This is a genomic window from Pseudomonas sp. HLG18 (assembly GCF_051903985.1).
GTDB classification, from domain to species: domain Bacteria; phylum Pseudomonadota; class Gammaproteobacteria; order Pseudomonadales; family Pseudomonadaceae; genus Aquipseudomonas; species Aquipseudomonas fluorescens_BT.
In genome coordinates, this window is the sequence record NZ_CP195831.1 from 1,106,660 (window position 1) to 1,125,967 (window position 19,308).

The window sequence follows — 19,308 nt, forward strand, 5'->3', positions numbered from 1 at the left end:
TCAGTAGATGGGAACGCAGTCAGGGCGCAATGATTCCCCTCATTCGGTGCAGCAGCGTTGCTCGACGGAGGAGGGCAGCAGTTTCAGGGCGTGCTCAAGTATCAGCGCGATCACGATGGCACCACCGGCAATCACGAAGAGCAATACATGCTGTCCGCCCGTGGCGTTGAACAGCGCCGAATAGGCGAAGCCCGCCAGCGCCTGAAACGTGGCGAACGACACCGTGGCCCGGCTCCACGCCACCTGCTGGCGATGGTGATCCGGTATCAGCTCATGCACTCGGGCCAATGCCAGCGGCACAATGCCCGGCGGGAATGAACCGAGGACCACCGCCAGCAGTGCCAACGCCAGGCACGAATGCGAAATGGCCAGCAAGCCAAGGGTGATCGCCTGCACCACCAGCACCAGACGAATGCCGGTCCGCGCGCCGAGATGATCGGCGAGAAAGCCGTAACTCACCGGGCCGACGATGGCGCCCAGACCGTACATGACCCACATCAGCGCGCCGACATGCGACCCGGCGCCCAGACCCCGGGCGACATAATCCACCAGAAAGACCATGGCCGGCACCAACCCGGCGGCCATGAACGCGTACTGGGCAAATAGCAGATAAACCGCAGGCGGTGTCGGCTCGAGCGGATCCACCTGAGCCGTTGCGGTGGTTGCATGGGGCTGCTCCGAGGGCCAGCCGAACCAGCTCAAAGCCGTCAGTGCCAGCGACAGCACGCCCAATCCCAGCCATGTTGCTTGCAAGCCCAGGCTCAACAGCAGCGGAACGATCGTGCCCGAGCCGGCGATGCCCAGACCGATGCCGAGGAAAATCGCCCCGCTGGCCAGGCCTTTGCGCTCGGCCGGTACATGGGGCAATACAGTCGCAGCCACCAGCACCATGATCGCGCCACCCGCGATTCCCGACAGCAGGCGCCAGCCGAAATACCAGCTCACCGACACCGGGTACGCACAGGCGAAAAACGCCACGGTCACCGCCAGCATCATCAGGCGCAGAGCGTTTCTCTGAGTGAGCCGGCGTGCCAGCGGGCGGCCGAGGAGGGCGCCGATCAGGTAACCGACCAGGTTGGCCGCGCCGAGATAGACCACATCATGGGCGGAAAACCACTGCGCCTGAATCAGCGAGGGGATCAGCGGCGTGTAGGCGAAACGCGCCAGGCCGATGCTGACCAGGCTGGCGCAGAGTCCGGCGAAAATCGCCAGCCAGACTCTCGCGTCCGGACGCTCGGGCGAAGCAATTGAAGTGGGCATGACGGCAATCCTGTGGAAAGGTTTATGGCGCCCAGCATATCGGCTATCGTTGCTGCGTTAATGCAGCGAGTTTGCGTGATAGTGATGCGTTTATGCATCAATGGAGAACGGTATGAACTGGGATGATGCACGGGTGTTTCTTGCGGTCTGCCGCGAGTCGACATTGCGCGGTGCCGCCCGTGTATTGGGCGTGGATCAGGCAACGGTCGGGCGCCGCATCACGGCACTGGAAAAGTCGCTGGCCGCGACCTTGTTCCTGCGCACCTCCGAGGGCTATGCGCTGACGGCAGTCGGTGAAGCGGCGCTCAAATCGGTGGAAAAAATGGAGCATTCGGCACTGGAGCTGGAACGGCGTATCCAGGGCCTGGACGATCGTCTGATCGGCAGCGTGCGGGTCAGCACCACCGATTCGCTGGCCATCGATTTCCTGATCCCGGCCATCGCGCAGTTGCACGAACAGCATCCGGACGTGCGCGTGCAACTGGACGCCTCTACGCAGATCCTCAGCCTGGCCAAACGTGAAGCGGACATCGCCGTGCGCAATACCCGTCCGGACAACCCGGACCTGATCGCCCGGCGCATCGCGCGTTGGCCGGTGGGTTTGTTCGCCTCGCAGGCCTATGTCGACAGCCATGGCGTGCCGGCGCCGGGCAGTGCGTTCGAGGGCCATGACCTGGTGGTGTACCAGCCGTATCTGCAGGGCAACAAGGATCTGACCCTCGTGTCGGAGCCTGTGACTCGCGGGCGGATCGTCGCCGGTCTGAGCTCCAGCCTATTGGTCCGACGCTCGATTGCCGCCGGTTTGGGAGTAGGAGAAATCCCGCTCTACATGGGCGAGCGTGATGGTCTGGTCAGGCTGTGGCCGGAGCGCACGCGTCCGTTGCCTTATGAGGTGTGGCTGGTGACCCATGCGGATTTACGCCACACCGCGCGGGTCAGGGCGGTGATCGAGCACATTGTCGAAGCGTTTGTGCCGGAAAATGAGTAGTCGTTCTGTCAATGAAAAAGCGGCCTTCACTGAAGGCCGTTTTTTGTGAGCGTTGAAACCGGTGCCTCATGGCATTTCAGGCAACTCCTGAGGCCGCAGGTCAAACACCAGCACTTCGGCATCCTGGCCATTGCTCAGGGTCAGTGCCTGTTCTTCACGAACCCGTACGCCATCGCCTTCCTTCAACTGCACGCCGTTCAGTTCAACGCTGCCGCGAGCAACGTGGACATAGGCGTAACGGTTGGCAGGCAGCTTGAGGGTGGCACTTTCCTCGCCATCGAACAGCCCGGCATATACTCGTGCATCCTGGCGCACTTTCAGCGAACCGTGACTGCCTTCGGGCGAGATGATCAGTTGCAGGCGACCGCGTTTTTTCTGTTCGTTGAAGTGCTCTTGCTGATAGCGCGGTTTGGCGCCGCTGACGTCCGGCACGATCCAGATCTGCAGGAAGTGCACAGGCTTGGTCGCCGAGTGGTTGAACTCACTGTGGGCCACGCCACTGCCGGCACTCATCAGTTGCACGTCGCCGGGGCGGATCACCGAACCGGTGCCGAGAGTATCCTTGTGTTCCAGGGCGCCTTCGAGCACGTAGGAGAAAATCTCCATGTCGCGGTGCGGGTGCTGGCCGAAGCCTTTGCCGGCGGCGACGCGGTCATCGTTGATCACCAGCAGGTCGGAGAAACCCTGTTCACGCGGGTTGCGATAACTGGCGAAGGAAAAGGTGTGGAATGACTTCAACCAGCCATGATTGGCCAGACCACGGTCGGAAGCTTTGCGAAGGGTCAGCATGATCAGATCTCCTTTCAGGACGTTGATTCGTCCAAGTGAGGAGAAGGTTACTGGTTACGCTGGTGTGCAATAAGTAGGTGAAAATTGAAATACTGTCCCCTTGGGGTTGACAGTAATGTGCGTCAGTTCACGCATTCTTTTTCAACGTTTGCGCTGTACTTGGCCATAATGCTGCAACTTATAACTGTTCATTGATTTCAGTGATGTCTGCTCATGAAAACCGTGGCAATGGTGTTGTTTCCCGAGTTTCTACTGCTCGATATGGCCGGGCCGCTGGAAGTGTTCTCGGTTGCCAACCGATACCTTAAGCCGGACGACCATTATCAACTGACGCTTCTGGGGACTGAACGTGGGCCGCTGCGTGCCTCCAATGGTGTGCGGGTGCATACCGACGGGCACATCGACGAAGCCGGCGATCGCTATGACTTGCTGTTGGTGCCAGGCGGACCCGGTGCCTACAACAAAAAATGTCCGCCGCTGCTGGACTGGCTCAAAGGTGCGGTCAGTCGTGCCGGGCGCTACGGTTCGATTTGCACGGGTGCCTTCGTGCTTGGCTACGCCGGGCTGCTGGATGGGTATCGCGTGACCACCCACTGGAACTACACCGAGCGCTTGATCAAGGGCTTTCCCAAGGCAGATGTCGCGACCGACCAGATCTTTGTCGAAGACCGCAACCTGATCACCTCGGGTGGCGTGACAGCCGGAATCGATCTGGCACTGGCGGTGGTGGCCCGCGATCACGGCAAAAAACTCGCTCAGGATGTGGCCAAAGTGCTGCTGGTGGTGATGAAGCGCCAGGGCGGACAGGCGCAATTCAGTCCGCTGATGGCAGCGGTTGCGCCACAGGAAACCCCCGTCACCCGTGTACAGAACTACGTTCTGGAGCATCTTGAGGAAACCTTCACCGTTGAGCGCATGGCCGGTGTGGCGAACATGAGTGCACGCCATTTCGCCCGCCTGTTTGCACGCGAAGTCAACATGACGCCCATGGAGTTCCTGCAAAGTGCACGCATCGACTGCGCGCGCAATCTGCTGGAGACCAGCGATCTGCCGCTGAAGACAGTGGCCTACAAAAGCGGTTTCGGCAGCGTGCGGCACATGCGTTTTCTGTTCGGCGAAAAGCTCGGATTGACCCCGGCTCAATATCGCGAGCAGTTCAGCTAGAGCTGTTCTGTCCGTTACGGGCATCCGGATGTCCGTGCTGGGCCCCGCATGGTGGTTGTGCCGTCATCGATGCCTGCGAAGATAACGGACATGAACAGTCTTTACGAATTGAGCTCGGCGTCGGTCCTGCGTTTCGGCCCGTACGCATTCCATTTGCGGCAACGGTTGATCCTCGAGGGGGATCGGCAACTGCGCATGGGCGGTCGTGCGCTGGACATTCTGCAAGTGCTGGTCGAGCGTGCCGGTCAGGTGGTCGGCAAGGAGCAGTTGATCGCGCTGGTGTGGCCGACGTCGGTGGTCGAGGAAATCAATCTGCGGGTGCACATCGCGGCGTTGCGTCGGGCGCTTGGCGACGGCGAGAACGGTCAGCGCTATATCATCAATGTGCCACAACGCGGGTACAGCTTCGTCGCGCCGGTACAGAGCGACGCTGTTGCGCAAGTGGTGTTCGAAAGTCTGCAAGTGCCGCAGCACAATCTGCCTGCACGGTTGATGCCGGTCACAGGTCGCGATTCGCTGGTCGGCAGTCTGGTTCGGCAACTGCCCTTGTCCCGGCTCATGACAGTGACGGGAGCTGCCGGCGTCGGCAAAAGCACGGTAGCACTGCGTGCAGCGGAGCTGCTGCTGCAACATTTTCGTGACGGCGTGTGGCAGGTGGATCTGTCGCTGATCGACGAAGACACCCCGCTCCTCGATCACCTGCTGCAAACCCTCGACATCGATTTCCCCACACTGGCGGGGCGCCACGCGTTGCTGGTGCTGGACAATTGCGAACACCTGCTTGAAGCCTGCCGCAGCCTGCTGGAAACACTGCTCGACGCAGCGCCCCGTCTGTCGATCCTTGCCACCAGCCGCGAACCGTTGCGTCTCGGTCTGGAAGTTCTGCAGCCACTGCCGCCCCTGAACCTTCCCAAAGCCTCGGCGCTCAACAGTGTCGATGAAGTCATGGGCTATTCGGCGGTGCAACTGTTTGTCAGTCGGGCCCGTGCGCGTCAGCACGGCTTCTGTCTGCGTGAGCAGGATCTGGAAACGGTGCGCGATATCTGTCGGCGACTCGATGGTCTGCCCCTGGCTATCGAACTGGCAGCAGCGCAGATCGATGCGCTGGCGTTGGTCGGGTTGCAGTCTCAACTGGACCACGGTCTGCAGGTCTTGAGTCACGGTCGGCGGACGGCCGTGCCACGCCACCAGTCGATGAAGGCCGCACTGGACTGGAGTTATCAGCGCTTGAGCGAACAGGAACAGCGCGTGCTGCAACGGTTGTCGGTGTTCAGGATGGCGTTCACTCTGGATGCCGCAATCGGTGTGATCAGTTGCGCGCAATTGCCACCCTCGACACTGGTGGCAGTCGTTGAGCAATTGGCGGCCATGTCGTTACTGACGATGGATCGATCCAGTGGGACATTGCGCTATCGAATGCTCAACACCACGCGTCGCTATGCCCGCGAACAGCTGGAGCAGGGCGGCGAGCTGAATGAAGTCGAGCGTCGGCATGCGCGTTATCTGTGCCGCACGCGCCTGAGCTCAAGCGGCCGACTGACCGCGCAGTTCGTCGAGCAGTAAGCGCACCTTGCGCAAGTCCGGGGTGGCATAGCCTTCGGTGAAGCGCTGGTAGACCGGCGTCAGCAAATCGAGTGCCTCACGATAGCGCGACTGACGCTGCCACACCTGCGCCAGCGACGTTGCGCTGCGCAGTTCCCAGGCCAGGGCACCTTGGGTCCGGGCAATCTCGAGCGATTGCTGCAAGGCGCTTTCGACCGTGTGGTGACAGGGCGATTCAGCGGCCAGCAATCGCTCGGCCCGGGCCCGCAAAATCTCCGCAGTACTCCAGCCGGCCGCGCCGCTTTGTGCTCGTTCAAGCAGTGCATCGTCAACGAAACCCGGATCCAGCGTGACCATGATTTCCCTGACCAGACCGCTGTCGGCGGGCGGGATGGCGGGGGATTTGTCGGCGTCGATCACCTGCGCGTAGTGCCGCGCCCACGTGTAGAACAGCAGCACCGAATGCTTCTGCGCCTGTTCGAGCAACAGTTGCAGCAGCGCCCGGGCGTTCTGTGTATCTCCGTTGTAATGGGCGATCAGGCACGAGGCGAGTGCCAGGGTGTAGCAGATCGAGGTGCCGTGGTTGATCTGCATCGCGATGTCCAGCGCCTGCCGCGCCGTACGCCACGCCTGTTCGGGAAAACCTTGCAGCCACAGCACCCGGGCGAGGACGGTCAGTGAGGCGACGCTCTGATCGTATTGCACGCCGAAACCGTGGGTGAAGCGGTTGAGGTGGCCGCTTTGAGCCATGCGCTGGATCACCTGCTCGGCGTGGATCCGAGCCTGGTGCTGATCGCCGGCGTAGTGCAGGGCGAGCACCCGCAAACGGTGGGTGCTCAAGGACAATTGCGCGTCGCCGTGCAGGCCGAGGGTTTCAAATTGCTCGCTCTGCTCCAGCGCCATGCGGTAATGGCCGCAACTGAGATTGACCGCCATGTGCCCTGACACGGCACGCAACTGGCCGGCCATGTCGTCGTGCTTCTGTGCCAGCAGACGGGCGCTGACGAACGCTTCGATAGTCTCCGGCGTGCCGCCCCAGGTGTGGTAACAGGCGCTGCCGAGGGCCAGTTTCAAGGCGATTTCCAGGCGCGGACAGGGTTCTTCCGATGACGCGAGCAACGCGAGTGCCCGACGCACATGAACGCCGTACTCCTTGAGCAAGGACAGCTCCTGCCACAACGGCGCCGAAGTGGCCGTCAGGCGCACGCCAAGATGACGCGAGCCTTCATCGTTCAGTGTCCACTCAAGCGCTGCCCGCAGATCTTCCAATCCTCGGGCGTAGCGCTCGATCCACACCCCGGTCGGCGTGTTTTCCCATTCGGCCTGGGCCTGATGCATCAGTGCCAGGCAGCGTTCGGCATGACGCTCACGGGATTCGCCGAGTTCGGCAGCCTGCTCGAGTTTCTCCAGGGCATAGCGGCGAGTGGTGTCGAGCAGGCGATAGAACACTTCTTCATCGCCGACCTCGACATTGAGCAGCGATTTGGCGACCAATTGCGTGATCGAGGCGAACACTTCGCCAGGCTCGATATGCTGGCCCACGATCACCGCGGCAGCAGACTCCAGCGTGAAGGCGCCACGAAATACACCCAGGCGACGCAGACCGGTCTGCTCGCAGGCGTTGAGCAGGTTAAAGCTCCAGTCCAGCGTGGCGCGCAAGGTTTCATGGCGTCCGAGACTGGTCTGATTGCCTGCCGGCAGACGCCCCTGCAACTGGCTCAGCAAGCCGCCCAGGCCGAGGTTTGCGACTTGCGCGGCAGCCAATTCCAGCGCCAGCGGGATGCCATCCAGCCGGCGACAGATTTCGATGATCACGGGCAGGTCGGCATTGTCCGGCTCAAAGTGCTCGTGGGCGGCCATCGTCCGCTCGACGAACAGTTGCAGTGCGGAGAATTCCATTGCCTGATCTCGGTCGAGCACCGCAATCGGTGGCGGGCAGTCGAGGGATTCCAGGCGCTGCACATACTCGCCCTCGGCGCGCAGGCTTTCGCGGCTGGTGGCCAGGATATGCACCTGCGGCGCGCCACGCAGGAGACTCTCGCCAAGCAGCGCCACGGCGTCGATCAGGTGCTCGCAGTTGTCGATCACCAGCAGCATCTGCCGTTCGCGCAGGCTGTTGATCAGGCAGGCCATCGGTTCATTGTCGTGCAATGAAAGATCCAGCAGGGCGGCGAGGTGAGAGCAGATCGAGCCCGGATCGTTGAGTGGCGCCAGATCCAGCAGACGAATCCCGTCGCGATAACGACCGATCAGTTGCTCGGCGACGCGCAAGGCCACGGTGGTCTTGCCGATGCCGCCGGGGCCGACCAGGGTGATGCAGCGCTTTTTCGGCAATTGCGCCATCAGGTTGTCGACCACGGTCTGGCGGCCGATCATCCGTGTGCGCCGCAATGGCAGGTTATGTCGGCCGATAGGGGCGGCGGCGGGGCGCTGTTCGATGGACTGCAACAGGATCGGCGCGACGAAACTGTAACCGCGCTGCGCCACCGTGACGATGTAGCGCTGCCCGGCCTGACCGTCGCCGAGCGCCTTGCGCAAGGCTGCCATGTGCACGCGCAAGTTGATGTCTTCCACCACGCTGTCCGGCCAGACTTCGGCGATCAATTGCTGCTTGCTCACCACCTCGCCGGCGTTGGCCAGCAAGATCAGCAGAATGTCCATGGCACGGCGTCCCAGGCGCAAAGGCTGGTCGCCCTCGAGCACCAGGCGCTGGTCAGTGTGGATCCGATAGGGGCCGAAACCGATGGCCTGATTCGGGGAAAGACTCAACCGCTCACTCCTTCATTGTTCTTGTGATCCTGCCCCGGCGTAGGTGAAAAAACCGTGACGGGCAGGGCGGATGGCGACTTGAAGGTCATGCAAGCCGTCTGGTCCGCCGTTTCCGAGCATATTCCTCAGGATTGGGTGTCAGCGCAATGCGCACAAAGGTTTGCTGCTGGAGCATCTATCGGTATGCGGCGTCATCACTACCGTATTTAAAGGCTCGAACCTGCGCCTGCCTGCCCGACAGAGGAGGAAAATTAACAACGATTAACTCGTCCACGCCTGCTCCAGAGCCAAAACTCCAAGGCAATGGAGTGCATACGTCTAGAGGACGCTGCGATGAGCAAGGTAGTAGTGGTCTATCACAGTGGCTACGGGCACACCCGCGTCATGGCCCAGGCTGTGGCCGAAGGTGTGCAGCGCCACTTGGGCAGTACCTGCCTGCTGTTGGCGGTGGAGGATGTGGAGGCCCATTGGGACGAATTGCACCGTGCCGATGCGATCATTTTCGGCGCGCCGACTTATATGGGCAGTGCGTCGGCGGCGTTCAAGCAATTCATGGAAGCCACGGCGTCGTTCTATCTGGTTCGGCCGTGGCGCGACAAACTCGCCGCAGGATTCACCAACTCCGGCAGTCTGTGCGGCGACAAACTCAATACCCTGCTGCAAATGGCGGTGTTCGCGGCCCAGCATTCGATGATCTGGGTCGGGCTCGATCTGCTGCCGGCCCGTGCTGGCGCCAGTGGCTTCGACGGCCAGTTGAATCGCCTTGGCAGCTCCCTTGGGGCCATGTCCCAATCGTCTGTCGAGAAACCGCCCGAGCACGCCCCTCCGCTGGAGGACCGCCTGACCGCTGTGCATCTGGGGGAGCGGGTGGCGCGACTGGCTCAGCGCATGGCCCGGGGATGAAAGCGGCTCAACGTTTTTTCATGACCTGACAGCGCCAGGCAAACGGGTTGATCCCTTCACTGCGAGTGAAAATATGACAGAAGTGCGACTGATCGCAGAAGCCGCACTCCAGGCTGATCTGCGTCAGGCTGTGATCGGTGTGCTGGATCAACAGTTTGGCCCGGGCGATCCGCTGGGTGCGGATCCAGTCCTGTGGCGAGAGCCCGGTGCTGCATTTGAACGCCCGGGAAAAATGACTGCGTGACAACGCACAGGCATTGGCCAGCTCAGTGACCTCCAGGGGTTCGCCCAATCGTTCCAGGATCAATTGTTTCACCAGTCGTTCCCGTTGCGGGCTGAGGCCCCCGGTGCCGATTTTGCGGGATTCGCTGGCAGGGACGCGGGCGACGGTTTGCTGAGAAGGAGCCATGGCCAAGTACCTATCGGGGGCGGGAGTACACGGTCGGTGCGTTCCCACAGGTCAATGAAACAACGCTGTGCAGAGGGTTTCATTGTTTGGCGCAGGGCAAAGACTGACGAGTTAAACGTTGTTAATTCCGCGGCCGGACCTGATTTCGAATGGCCGCCGATCTAGTAAAGTGCGTAGCACTTGCGCCTGGCCAAAAAGGAAAACACGCCCATGAACCGAAACGATCTGCGCCGCGTCGACATGAACCTGCTGGTGATCTTCGAAGCACTGATGTTCGAAAAGAACCTGACCCGCGTCGCCGAAAAACTGTTCATGGGCCAACCGGCAGTGAGCGCGGCGCTGGGACGCCTGCGCGATCTGTTCGACGACCCATTGCTGTTGCGCAACGGTCGCGGCATGGAACCGACGGCACGGGCGCTGGCGATTCTTCAGGAGCTGCAACCGGCGATGGACGTGATTTCCGGCGCGGTCAGCCGGGCCAAGGAATTCGATCCGGCCACCAGTTGCGACGTCTTCCGCATCGGCCTGTCGGATGACGCCGAGTTCGGTCTGTTTCCGCCATTGCTGCGCCAGTTGCAGGAAGAGGCGCCGGGGATTGTGGTTGTGGTGCGGCGCGCCAACTATCTGCTGATGCCCACGTTGCTGGCGTCCGGGGAAATCTCGGTGGGCGTGAGCTACACCACCGATCTGCCGGCCAACGCCAAGCGCAAGAAACTGCGCGACATTCCCTGCAAGGTTCTGCGCGGCGATGACCGCCCGGGGCCGCTGACCCTCGATGAATACTGCGAGCGACCCCACGCGATGGTGTCGTTCTCGGGTGATCTGAGCGGCAACATCGACGTGGACCTGGCCAAGGTCGGCCGCAGCCGCCGCGTGGTGCTCGGCGTGCCACAGTTCAGCGGTTTGCGCGCCTTGCTCGCCGGCACCGAGATGATCGCCACCGTGCCGGATTACGCGGCATGTGCATTGGTCGAAGGGTGTTCGTTGCGGGCTGAGGATCCTCCGTTCCCCATCGATGCGGCGCAACTGTCGATGGCCTGGAGCGGGGTGCATGACAACGATCCGGCGGAGAAATGGCTGCGGTCGCGGATCAGTCAGTTCATGTCGGTGTCGCTGGATATTCCGGTGTAACAAGACCTGAAACACAATTCGTTTGTCGCCTTGTAACCCTGTGGGAGCGAGCTTGCTCGCTCCCACAATGATTTTGTGTCGTTCTTGCGTTCTGTGTGTTTTCGCAAACAGAGCACACCCATCCAATTTCCCCACCGATCAATCGTTGCACCATGGCCTGCAATGATTGATCAAGGGTGGGCCCATGAACGCTATACAACGCAATGACCAGGCGCAAAACCTCGGCCTGCTGTTCCTGCGGGTCGCCGGCGGGTTGTTTCTGCTGTTCGTCCATGGCTTGCCCAAGCTGCTGGACTTCACCGCGCAACTGCAACAGATCGAAGACCCGTTCCACCTCGGTGCCCACCTCACGCTGATCCTGGCGATCTTCGCCGAAGTCCTCTGCCCACTGCTGATCGTCGCCGGGGTGCTGGCACGTCTGGCGTGCTTGCCTATTCTGTTTGTGCTGCTGGTGGCGTTGCTGATCGTGCATCCGCAATGGAGTGTGGCCGAAGGGCAGTTCGGCTGGTTGCTGTTGATCCTCTTCACCACTGTTCTGATCGCCGGCCCCGGACGGCTGGCGCTCAATGTTCGTTTGCCCGGAGTGCTCCGTTATGCCTGATGCCCAGAACCCGAAAAAACCGGGACCCGAAGAAACCGTGACGCTGATCGTCAAGCACCGGGTCAAGGCCGGTTTCGAACAGCCGTACGAAGCGTGGCTGCGCAATATCGTCAGCGTGGCGGGGCGCGAAGAAGGGCATCTGGGCGTGGACGTGATGCGCAGCCAGCAGGGCGGGCTCGCGTTGTTCACCTGCGTGCTGCGTTATTGCTCGACCGACGCGATGCAGCGCTGGCTCGATTCGCCGCAACGTCAGAAGCTGATCGATGAAGCCGCGCCTATGCTCGCCGACGGCGACCAGACCGAAGTCAATGCGGCCAATGAGTTCTGGTTCACGCCACTGGCCGAAGCCGGCTCGCCGCCACCGCGCTGGAAGCAGGCAGTGGTATCACTTTTCGTGATCCTGCCACATACCTTGCTGGTGCCCTTGATCTGGGGGCCGTTGCTCAAACTCAACGGATTTCTTTCCAACTATGTGGTCGCGACGTTTCTGATCACCCTCACCATCGTGGTGTCGGTGGTCTACGTGTGCATGCCGGCCGCCACCCGATTGTTCGCGCCATGGCTGACCGCCAGTCAGCCCCATGAACACCTGGAATCCAACGCCAACCCGCCGCGCTGAAGCGGTGGGTCCGGGCTTCGTTTCACTTATCTCGAAGGAACTGCGATGAACGCCGATCTGATTCTGTTCAATGGCCAATTTCATACGGTAGACCGCGAAAAACCTCTCGCCAGTGCGGTGGCGATCAAGGACGGACGCTTTGTCGTCGTCGGTAACGATACGCAGGCCATGGCCCTGCGCGGCGCCGGTACGCAAGTGGTCGATCTCAAGGGTCGCTGTGTGATTCCCGGGCTCAACGACTCGCACTTGCACCTGATCCGTGGCGGCCTGAACTACAACCTCGAACTGCGTTGGGAAGGCGTGCCGTCGCTGGCCGATGCGCTGCGCATGCTCAAGGATCAGGCCGATCGCACGCCGACCCCGCAATGGGTGCGCGTGGTGGGTGGCTGGAACGAATTCCAGTTCGCCGAAAAACGCATGCCGACCCTTGAAGAAATCAACCAGGCGGCGCCGGACACCCCGGTGTTCATTCTGCACCTGTATGACCGCGCGCTGCTCAACCGCGCCGCGTTGCGCGTGGCTGGCTACACCCGCGACACGCCGAACCCGCCGGGTGGCGAGATCGTGCGCGATGCCAACGGCAACCCGACCGGCATGCTGGTGGCGCGGCCGAACGCGATGATTCTGTACTCGACGCTGGCCAAGGGGCCCAAGCTGCCGCTGGAATATCAGGTCAACTCGACCCGTCAGTTCATGCGCGAGCTCAATCGCCTCGGTCTGACCAGCGCCATCGATGCCGGCGGCGGTTTCCAGAACTACCCGGACGATTATCAGGTGATCGAACAACTGGCCAAAGACGACCAGTTGACCGTGCGCATCGCCTACAACCTCTTCACCCAGAAGCCGAAGGAAGAGCTGACCGATTTCCAGAACTGGACCGGCAGCGTCAAGTTGCATCAGGGCGATGACTTCCTGCGCCACAACGGCGCTGGCGAGATGCTGGTGTTCTCGGCGGCGGACTTCGAAGACTTCCTCGAACCGCGCCCGGACCTGCCGCAGACCATGGAGCAGGAGCTGGAGCCGGTGGTACGCCATCTGGTCGAACAGCGCTGGCCGTTCCGTCTGCACGCCACCTACAACGAATCGATCAGCCGCATGCTCGATGTGTTCGAGAAGGTCAACCGCGACATTCCGTTCAACGGCTTGCCGTGGTTCTTCGACCACGCCGAAACCATCACCCCGCAGAACATCGAGCGGGTGAGGGCGCTGGGCGGCGGTATCGCGATTCAGGATCGCATGGCGTTCCAGGGCGAATATTTCGTTGATCGCTATGGCAAACAGGCTGCCGAAGCCACACCACCGATCAAACGCATGCTCGCCGAAGGCGTGCCGGTCGGCGCGGGCACCGATGCCACTCGTGTTTCCAGCTACAACCCGTGGACTTCGCTGTACTGGATGGTCAGCGGTCGCACCGTTGGCGGTCTGGCACTGTACGAAGAAGGTTTGCCACGTACCACCGCGTTGGAACTGTTCACCCACGGCAGCGCCTGGTTCTCGTCCGAGCAGGGCAAGAAAGGCCAGATCAAGGTCGGGCAACTGGCGGATCTGGCAGCGCTGAGCGCGGATTTCTTCCACGTCGAAGAAGAAGCGATCAAGTGGATCGAGTCGGTGCTGACCGTGGTCGGCGGCAAGATCGTGTACGCCGCTGGCGACTTCGAAGACCTCGGCCCACGTTCGCTGCCGGTGCTGCCGGACTGGTCGCCGGTGGTGAAGGTGCCGGGCCACTGGCGCCCGAATTCGCCATTGCAGGCGCAGGTGCATCAATGCAGCGGCCCGTGCGCGGTGCATACCCACAGCCATGAAAAAGCGCGGATGTCGAATGCGCCGGTCAGCGATTTCGCCGGTTTCTGGGGCGCGTTCGGTTGCTCCTGCTTCGCTTTCTGATCCTTTTGAAAAAGCGCCGTTCTGCGTGAGCGGCGCTCCCCGCAACAACCATCCATCGAGGAGTTTCACATGAGCAACGTTCCTTACAAACGCTTGAACAAAGACGACGCCGTGGTTCTGCTGGTCGACCACCAGACCGGCCTGATCTCGCTGGTGCAGGATTTCTCGCCGAACGAGTTCAAGAACAACGTGCTGGCACTGGGTGACATCGCCAAGTTCTTCAACCTGCCGACCATCCTCACTACCAGCTTCGACAGCGGCCCGAACGGCCCGATCGTGCCTGAACTGAAAGAGCAATTCCCGGACGCGCCATTCATTGCCCGTCCTGGCCAGATCAACGCCTGGGACAACGAAGACTTCGTCAAGGCCATCAAGGCCACCGGCCGCAAGCAACTGATCATCGCCGGTGTGGTGACTGACGTGTGCGTGGCGTTCCCGACCCTGTCGGCCATCGCTGAAGGCTTCGAAGTGTTCGTGGTCACCGACGCTTCCGGCACCTTCAACACCACCGTGCAACAAGCGGCGTGGGCGCGCATGTCGGCTGCCGGCGCGCACCTGCTGAACTGGTTCGCTGTAGCCTGCGAGCTGCAGGGCGACTGGCGCAACGACATGGAAGGCCTGGCGAACCTGCTGTCCCAGCGTCTGCCTAACTACCGCAACCTGATCAACAGCTACACCAAGTTCACTGCCAAGTAATCGGTCGAAGAAAAAAATGCCCGCTGAAGAGCGGGCATTTTTTTGCGGTGTTGATAGGGGGGTATTTCAATTTGAGAACCAGCCCTCACCCCAGCCCTCTCCCGGAGGGAGAGGGGGCCGATTGAGGTGTTTGGGAGAAACACATCGACCTGGAAGTTTTGAGTCGAACTCAGGACCCGAACAGCATGGAGATCTGCCCCCTTTCCCCCTCGCCCCCCTGGGGGAGAGGGCTGGGGTGAGGGGGTAGATCTTGAAGGTGGCAACGATTCTGAACCCGCAAACATTATCGCTTCTGCAACCACCCCAAAAAACCGCCCTTGCGAACCGGCACAGGCTTGGCCATCAACGCCAGCCGACTGTTCTGCTGCCGCACCGCCTGCAATTTGTTCAACGCCAGGCCCACTTCACTGCGCTGCTCCATGCACTGGCGAGTCAGGTTCTTGTCGAGGCGATAAATGATCGAGGACGTCAGTGCGGTAAACGTCGCCTGCGAAGGCGTATCCGCGAGGATGCTTTGCTCGCCCATGACCTCGCTTGGGCCCATGCGCCCAGCCTCGGTGAAACCGTTGCCGTCCGGCACGCTGGCGCTGACCACGCCGGTGGCGATCACGAACAGGCTGTCCGGCACTTCCTCAAGATCAAGCACCACCTGCCCGGCGCTGTACTGCTGCGCGACCATCGATTCGGCGAGGCGATCGCGTTCTTCATGGCTGAGCGAGCGGAAGATTTTCACTTCATCGAGCAAGGCACGGGCGCGGGTCGAAGGTTCGATCACGCCATCGGGGTGGCGCGAAATGCCGGCCGCTTCGAGATGACGGTGGGCGAGGTCGAACAGTTGATTGCGCACCTCACCTTTCTTGCCCAGTTCAGCGATAAAACCGCTGGCCACGTATTCCGACATTTCTTCGCCGGCCTCTTTCAGTATTGCTTTCGGCGCCGGCGTCAGCAGCAGGCTGCTGCTGCCTTGCAGCGTGCGGTCGAGGGCGTCCAGCACGCGGCGCGGACGGATGTGGTTCGGCACCTTGATGCTGATCGACACGCCATGCAGGTTGTTCGGGCGGCTGAGGTTGACGATTTTGGCCTTGGCCGCCACCGAGTTCGGCACTACGGCCAGGGTCCCGGCGCCGGTCAGCAGATGTGTGGCGCGCCAGTCGATGTCGAGCACCTTGCCTTCGACGCCGTCGATCACCACAAAATCGTCCACCTGATACGGCTTGGTGGTGTTGAGCACGATGCCCGAGAACACGTCGCTCAAGGTGCTTTGCAGCGCCAGACCGACCACGATGGCGAACACCCCGGAGGTGGCGAGCAGGCCTTTCACCGGCAGCTCCAGCACATAACCGGCCGCTGCGACGATGGCCGCCAGAAACACCAGCGCACCGATCACGTCCTGCAACAGCCGGCCGCTGTGGCCGATGCGGCGCATCAGGATCAGGCCGATCACTTCGGTCAGCGCCCGCGCGGCGTACAGCCACCAGAAAATCCCCAGGGCCGTTGCGCCAAGCTGGGCAACCGGGTCATCGGCAAACAACGGCGCCTGCAACGGGCTGACGCCGGCATTGATGATCAGCGCGCTGAAGGCCAGAAACAGCACCAGCCGCACACCGACCCGTTGCGCACGATGCTTGAACGGCGCGAGGTGCCAGAGCAGGGCGTCGAGCACCAGCAGCAGGGCGCTCCAGGACAACAGGTGGGCAGAAAAAAGGCTCATGGGATGAACTCCGGCGGGCACCAAAGAAAACGCCACACCCGAAGGTGTGGCGAGTGGCTGGACTCAGTTCAGATGGGTCTTCAGTTCTGCCGCGGCCTGACGCACGGCGGCCTTCACTTCAGGTATGCCGTTCAGCGGGTTGAGCAGGCCGAAGTCGTGAATCATCCCGTTGTAGCGCACCGAGGTCACCGGCACACCCGCCGCGTCGAGATGACGGGCGTAGCCTTCGCCTTCGTCACGCAGCACGTCGAACTCGGCGGTCTGCACCAGCGCGGCGGGCAGGCCCTTGAGCTGTTCGGCGCTGGCGTTGAGCGGCGAGGCGTGGATCTGCGCGCGCTCGGCCGGGTTGGTGGTGTAGTTGTCCCAGAACCACTGCATCATGCCCTTGGTCAGGAAGTGGCCCTCGGCGAATTGCTGGTACGAGCCGTTATCGAACCCGGCGTTGGTCACCGGCCACATCAGCAACTGGAAGCGCAGGGCCGGGGTTTTCTGTTCCTTGGCCATCAACGCCACGACCGCCGCCATGTTGCCGCCGACGCTGTTACCGGCCACCGCCAGACGCTTGCCGTCGACACCGATCTCCTTGCCGTGCTCCGCCACCCACTTCGTCGCGGCGTAAGCCTGATTGATCGCCGTCGGGTACTGTGCTTCCGGCGACGGCGTGTAATCGACATACACCGCGACCGCGCCAGAACCCACCACCAGATCACGAATCAAGCGTTGGTGCGTCGGGTAGTCGCCCAGTACCCAGCCGCCACCGTGGAAGAACATGAACACCGGCAGCTCGCCCTTGACCTTGGCCGGGCGCACCACTTTCAGGTTGATCGTCTGGCCCTCGACCTTGATCGCCTTGTCGCTGACTTCAACACCGGACAGGTCAACCTTCACCGAAGCCTGGGCGCCGGTCAGCACCGCACGGGCGTCTTTCGGGCTCAGTTGCTCCAGCGGTTTGCCGCCGCCGGCGGCGAGGGCATCGAGGAAGGCCTGGGTGGTGTGTTCGACCCCAGTGCCTTCGGCGGCGAAGGCGTTGCCGATGGACAGGGCGAGGAGGGAAGCGGCGAGGGTTTTCTTGATGTTCATGTGCAATTCCTTTTTAAGTCGTTTGAGTTTTTGTATGCCTTGGGATCGGGCTGCTGTGGCGCTGGGCTTCAGGCCTCAGCAACACCGTGAGCACAGATTAATGAGGTGCCGGAAAGTGAAAAAGCGGCTATAAAGCGTTTAACTGTCAACCAGAGAGTGACAATGAACCCGTTCGAAGACATGCGTATTTTTTGCCAGGTCATGGACTCCGGCAGCTTCACGGCGGCGGCCGATCAGTTGGGCCTGTCCAAGCAGTTCGTCAGCCGCCGGTTGATGCAGCTGGAGGAGCGCCTTGGCGTGCGTTTGCTCAACCGCTCGACCCGGCGCCTGGACGTGACGCCGCTGGGCCAGAGCTATTACGAATCGGCGCTGCGTTTGCTCGGTGAAGTGGAATCGGTGGAGCAGGGCATCGCCGGGCAGACCGCCGAGCCGCGGGGGGCGATTCGCGTGAGTGCGCCGCTGTCGTTTGCGCTGGCGCATCTGGGCTGTTTGCTGCCGCCGTTTCTGCAGCGTTATCGCGAGGTCACGGTAGAGGTGGACCTGAGCGACCGGCCGGTGGATCTGCTGGGCGAGGGCTACGACCTGGCGCTGCGCATCGGCGTGCTGGAAGATTCGACCCTGATTGCCCGTCGCATTGCCGCCATCGAGCGGGTGTATTGCGCCAGTCCTGGGTATCTGGCCGAGCGTGGCACACCGCTCAAACCGGAAGACTTGCTCAGCCACGACTGCCTGCCATACGGCCACGGGCGTTCGGTGCAATGGCGGTTCAACGCGGGGCAGGGCAAGCCGCAACTGGTGAATGTCACCGGGCGGATGCGGGTCAACAATGGTGAGTTGCTCAGGGATGCGGCGGTGGCGGGGATGGGGATTACTTATCTGCCGACGTTCATTGTCGGCGCGGCATTGAAGGATGGGCGGCTGGTGCCGGTGCTGGACGAGTTTCGGCCGGAACCGCTGACGCTGTCGGCGGTGTACCCGCAGCATCGTCAGGCATCACGGCCGGTGCAGGCGTTGATCGAGTTTTTGCGTGAGCGGCTGGATCAGACAAAAGGCGTTTTGTAGGCGCTACAAAACATTGTGGGAGCGGGCTTGCTCGCGAAAACGTCAGGTCTGTCACTCCTGTATTGACTGATCCACCGCTTTCGCGAGCAAGCCCGCTCCCACAGGGGTAGGGCGTTTCAAGGTGATTTAGTTGGCGCGCTTGTCATCGCCCGGCTCGCCGCCAACGTGTACACCATGGTCATCGCCGACCTCGCCTGCGCGGTGTACGCCATGGTCATCGCCGACCTCGCCTGCGCGATGAACGCCATGGTCATCGCCTATTTCACCGGCCCGATGAACACCATGATCGTCGCCCGCTTCGGCGTGGGTGCCGTTGCGTCCTGAAGAAGCGCTGTCACCGGAATGGCCCGAGCCATGGTCGCTACCGCTGTGGCCGCTGTTTCCACCGCCGCCACTGCCACTGTTGCCACCACTGCCGCCACCACCGTGGCTACCGCCATTGCCGCCGCCGCCACTGCCACCGTTGCCGCCGCCTCCACCGCCGCTACCACCCCCTCCGTTGCCTCCACCACCGCCCCCATTTCCGCCGCCACCACCGCCACTACCTCCGCCGCCACCACCACCGCTTCCTCCACCCCCACTTCCACCTTCCTTGGCCTGAACGCTGGACACCCCGGACAGGTTGTCCGGGATCAATACGGTGGACGCCGACAGGACTGCGCCGATGGCCATTGCGAGCATGAGCTTTTGAATGTGCATA

17 protein-coding genes are annotated in these 19,308 nt (G+C 61.9%); 10 read left to right on the plus strand and 7 right to left on the minus strand.

All coding sequences use genetic code 11. From position 1 onward, the window contains the following. Positions 1-39: 39 nt before the first annotated feature. Positions 40-1,260, minus strand: a complete 1,221-nt coding sequence (locus tag ACSPX5_RS05125) for a YbfB/YjiJ family MFS transporter (RefSeq protein WP_439821071.1) — start codon at positions 1,258-1,260, stop codon at positions 40-42. Positions 1,261-1,372: 112 nt separating this feature from the next. Here ACSPX5_RS05125 and ACSPX5_RS05130 point away from each other — a divergent pair, with 112 nt between their 5' ends. Next, positions 1,373-2,248 (plus strand): LysR family transcriptional regulator, encoded by an 876-nt coding sequence (locus ACSPX5_RS05130; protein ID WP_439821072.1) that lies wholly within the window; start codon positions 1,373-1,375, stop codon positions 2,246-2,248. A gap of 66 nt (positions 2,249-2,314) precedes the next feature. Here ACSPX5_RS05130 and ACSPX5_RS05135 read toward each other — a convergent pair whose 3' ends face one another. Continuing rightward, positions 2,315-3,037: a pirin family protein gene (locus tag ACSPX5_RS05135; protein WP_169429709.1), complete on the minus strand. Its 723-nt coding sequence runs from the start codon at positions 3,035-3,037 to the stop codon at positions 2,315-2,317. Positions 3,038-3,250: 213 nt separating this feature from the next. On the opposite strand from ACSPX5_RS05135, the gene ACSPX5_RS05140 reads away from it, so the two are divergent. Together ACSPX5_RS05140 and ACSPX5_RS05145 are read left to right on the plus strand one after the other, a co-directional pair. Continuing rightward, positions 3,251-4,201, plus strand: coding sequence for a GlxA family transcriptional regulator (locus ACSPX5_RS05140; RefSeq protein ID WP_169429710.1), 951 nt, complete (start codon positions 3,251-3,253; stop codon positions 4,199-4,201). A gap of 90 nt (positions 4,202-4,291) precedes the next feature. Beyond that, the gene (locus ACSPX5_RS05145; protein ID WP_439821073.1) at positions 4,292-5,764 is read left to right on the plus strand and encodes an ATP-binding protein; all 1,473 of its coding nucleotides are present in this window, start codon (positions 4,292-4,294) and stop codon (positions 5,762-5,764) included. On the opposite strand, the gene ACSPX5_RS05150 is transcribed toward ACSPX5_RS05145, so the two are convergent. Further along, positions 5,726-8,512 carry an ATP-binding protein gene (locus ACSPX5_RS05150; RefSeq protein ID WP_439821074.1) on the minus strand — a complete coding sequence of 929 codons (2,787 nt, stop codon included), beginning with the start codon at positions 8,510-8,512 and terminating at the stop codon, positions 5,726-5,728. The two genes, ACSPX5_RS05145 and ACSPX5_RS05150, sit on opposite strands and share 39 nt — an antisense overlap. Before the next feature lie 333 nt (positions 8,513-8,845). Here ACSPX5_RS05150 and ACSPX5_RS05155 point away from each other — a divergent pair, with 333 nt between their 5' ends. Next, the gene (locus ACSPX5_RS05155; protein WP_169429713.1) at positions 8,846-9,415 is read left to right on the plus strand and encodes a flavodoxin family protein; all 570 of its coding nucleotides are present in this window, start codon (positions 8,846-8,848) and stop codon (positions 9,413-9,415) included. A 7-nt stretch (positions 9,416-9,422) separates the two neighbouring features. On the opposite strand, the gene ACSPX5_RS05160 is transcribed toward ACSPX5_RS05155, so the two are convergent. Next, positions 9,423-9,824: a helix-turn-helix domain-containing protein gene (locus ACSPX5_RS05160; protein WP_439821075.1), complete on the minus strand. Its 402-nt coding sequence runs from the start codon at positions 9,822-9,824 to the stop codon at positions 9,423-9,425. A gap of 210 nt (positions 9,825-10,034) precedes the next feature. On the opposite strand from ACSPX5_RS05160, the gene ACSPX5_RS05165 reads away from it, so the two are divergent. The 5 genes from ACSPX5_RS05165 (at position 10,035) to ycaC (ending at position 14,755) form a co-directional block, all read left to right on the plus strand. After that, positions 10,035-10,955, plus strand: a complete 921-nt coding sequence (locus tag ACSPX5_RS05165) for a LysR family transcriptional regulator (protein ID WP_169429715.1) — start codon at positions 10,035-10,037, stop codon at positions 10,953-10,955. A 184-nt stretch (positions 10,956-11,139) separates the two neighbouring features. After that, complete coding sequence (locus ACSPX5_RS05170; protein WP_439821076.1) at positions 11,140-11,556, plus strand: DoxX family protein; 417 nt, start codon at positions 11,140-11,142, stop codon at positions 11,554-11,556. Continuing rightward, positions 11,549-12,175 (plus strand): antibiotic biosynthesis monooxygenase, encoded by a 627-nt coding sequence (locus tag ACSPX5_RS05175; RefSeq protein ID WP_323160848.1) that lies wholly within the window; start codon positions 11,549-11,551, stop codon positions 12,173-12,175. The genes ACSPX5_RS05170 and ACSPX5_RS05175 overlap by 8 nt, the downstream gene beginning before the upstream one ends. Before the next feature lie 45 nt (positions 12,176-12,220). Then, positions 12,221-14,059 (plus strand): amidohydrolase, encoded by a 1,839-nt coding sequence (locus ACSPX5_RS05180; RefSeq protein WP_169429718.1) that lies wholly within the window; start codon positions 12,221-12,223, stop codon positions 14,057-14,059. Between the two features lie 69 nt (positions 14,060-14,128). Beyond that, positions 14,129-14,755, plus strand: a complete 627-nt coding sequence (gene ycaC, locus ACSPX5_RS05185; RefSeq protein WP_011333417.1) for an isochorismate family cysteine hydrolase YcaC — start codon at positions 14,129-14,131, stop codon at positions 14,753-14,755. A 283-nt stretch (positions 14,756-15,038) separates the two neighbouring features. Here ycaC and ACSPX5_RS05190 read toward each other — a convergent pair whose 3' ends face one another. After that, positions 15,039-16,466 carry a mechanosensitive ion channel domain-containing protein gene (locus ACSPX5_RS05190; RefSeq protein ID WP_439821077.1) on the minus strand — a complete coding sequence of 476 codons (1,428 nt, stop codon included), beginning with the start codon at positions 16,464-16,466 and terminating at the stop codon, positions 15,039-15,041. Between the two features lie 63 nt (positions 16,467-16,529). Beyond that, the gene (locus ACSPX5_RS05195) at positions 16,530-17,546 is read right to left on the minus strand and encodes an alpha/beta hydrolase (protein ID WP_323160850.1); all 1,017 of its coding nucleotides are present in this window, start codon (positions 17,544-17,546) and stop codon (positions 16,530-16,532) included. Between the two features lie 162 nt (positions 17,547-17,708). On the opposite strand from ACSPX5_RS05195, the gene ACSPX5_RS05200 reads away from it, so the two are divergent. Continuing rightward, positions 17,709-18,608 carry a LysR family transcriptional regulator gene (locus ACSPX5_RS05200; protein WP_439821078.1) on the plus strand — a complete coding sequence of 300 codons (900 nt, stop codon included), beginning with the start codon at positions 17,709-17,711 and terminating at the stop codon, positions 18,606-18,608. A gap of 126 nt (positions 18,609-18,734) precedes the next feature. Here ACSPX5_RS05200 and ACSPX5_RS05205 read toward each other — a convergent pair whose 3' ends face one another. Then, on the minus strand, positions 18,735-19,307 hold the full coding sequence (locus ACSPX5_RS05205) for a hypothetical protein (RefSeq protein WP_439821079.1): 573 nt from the start codon (positions 19,305-19,307) through the stop codon (positions 18,735-18,737). Position 19,308: the final 1 nt, after the last annotated feature.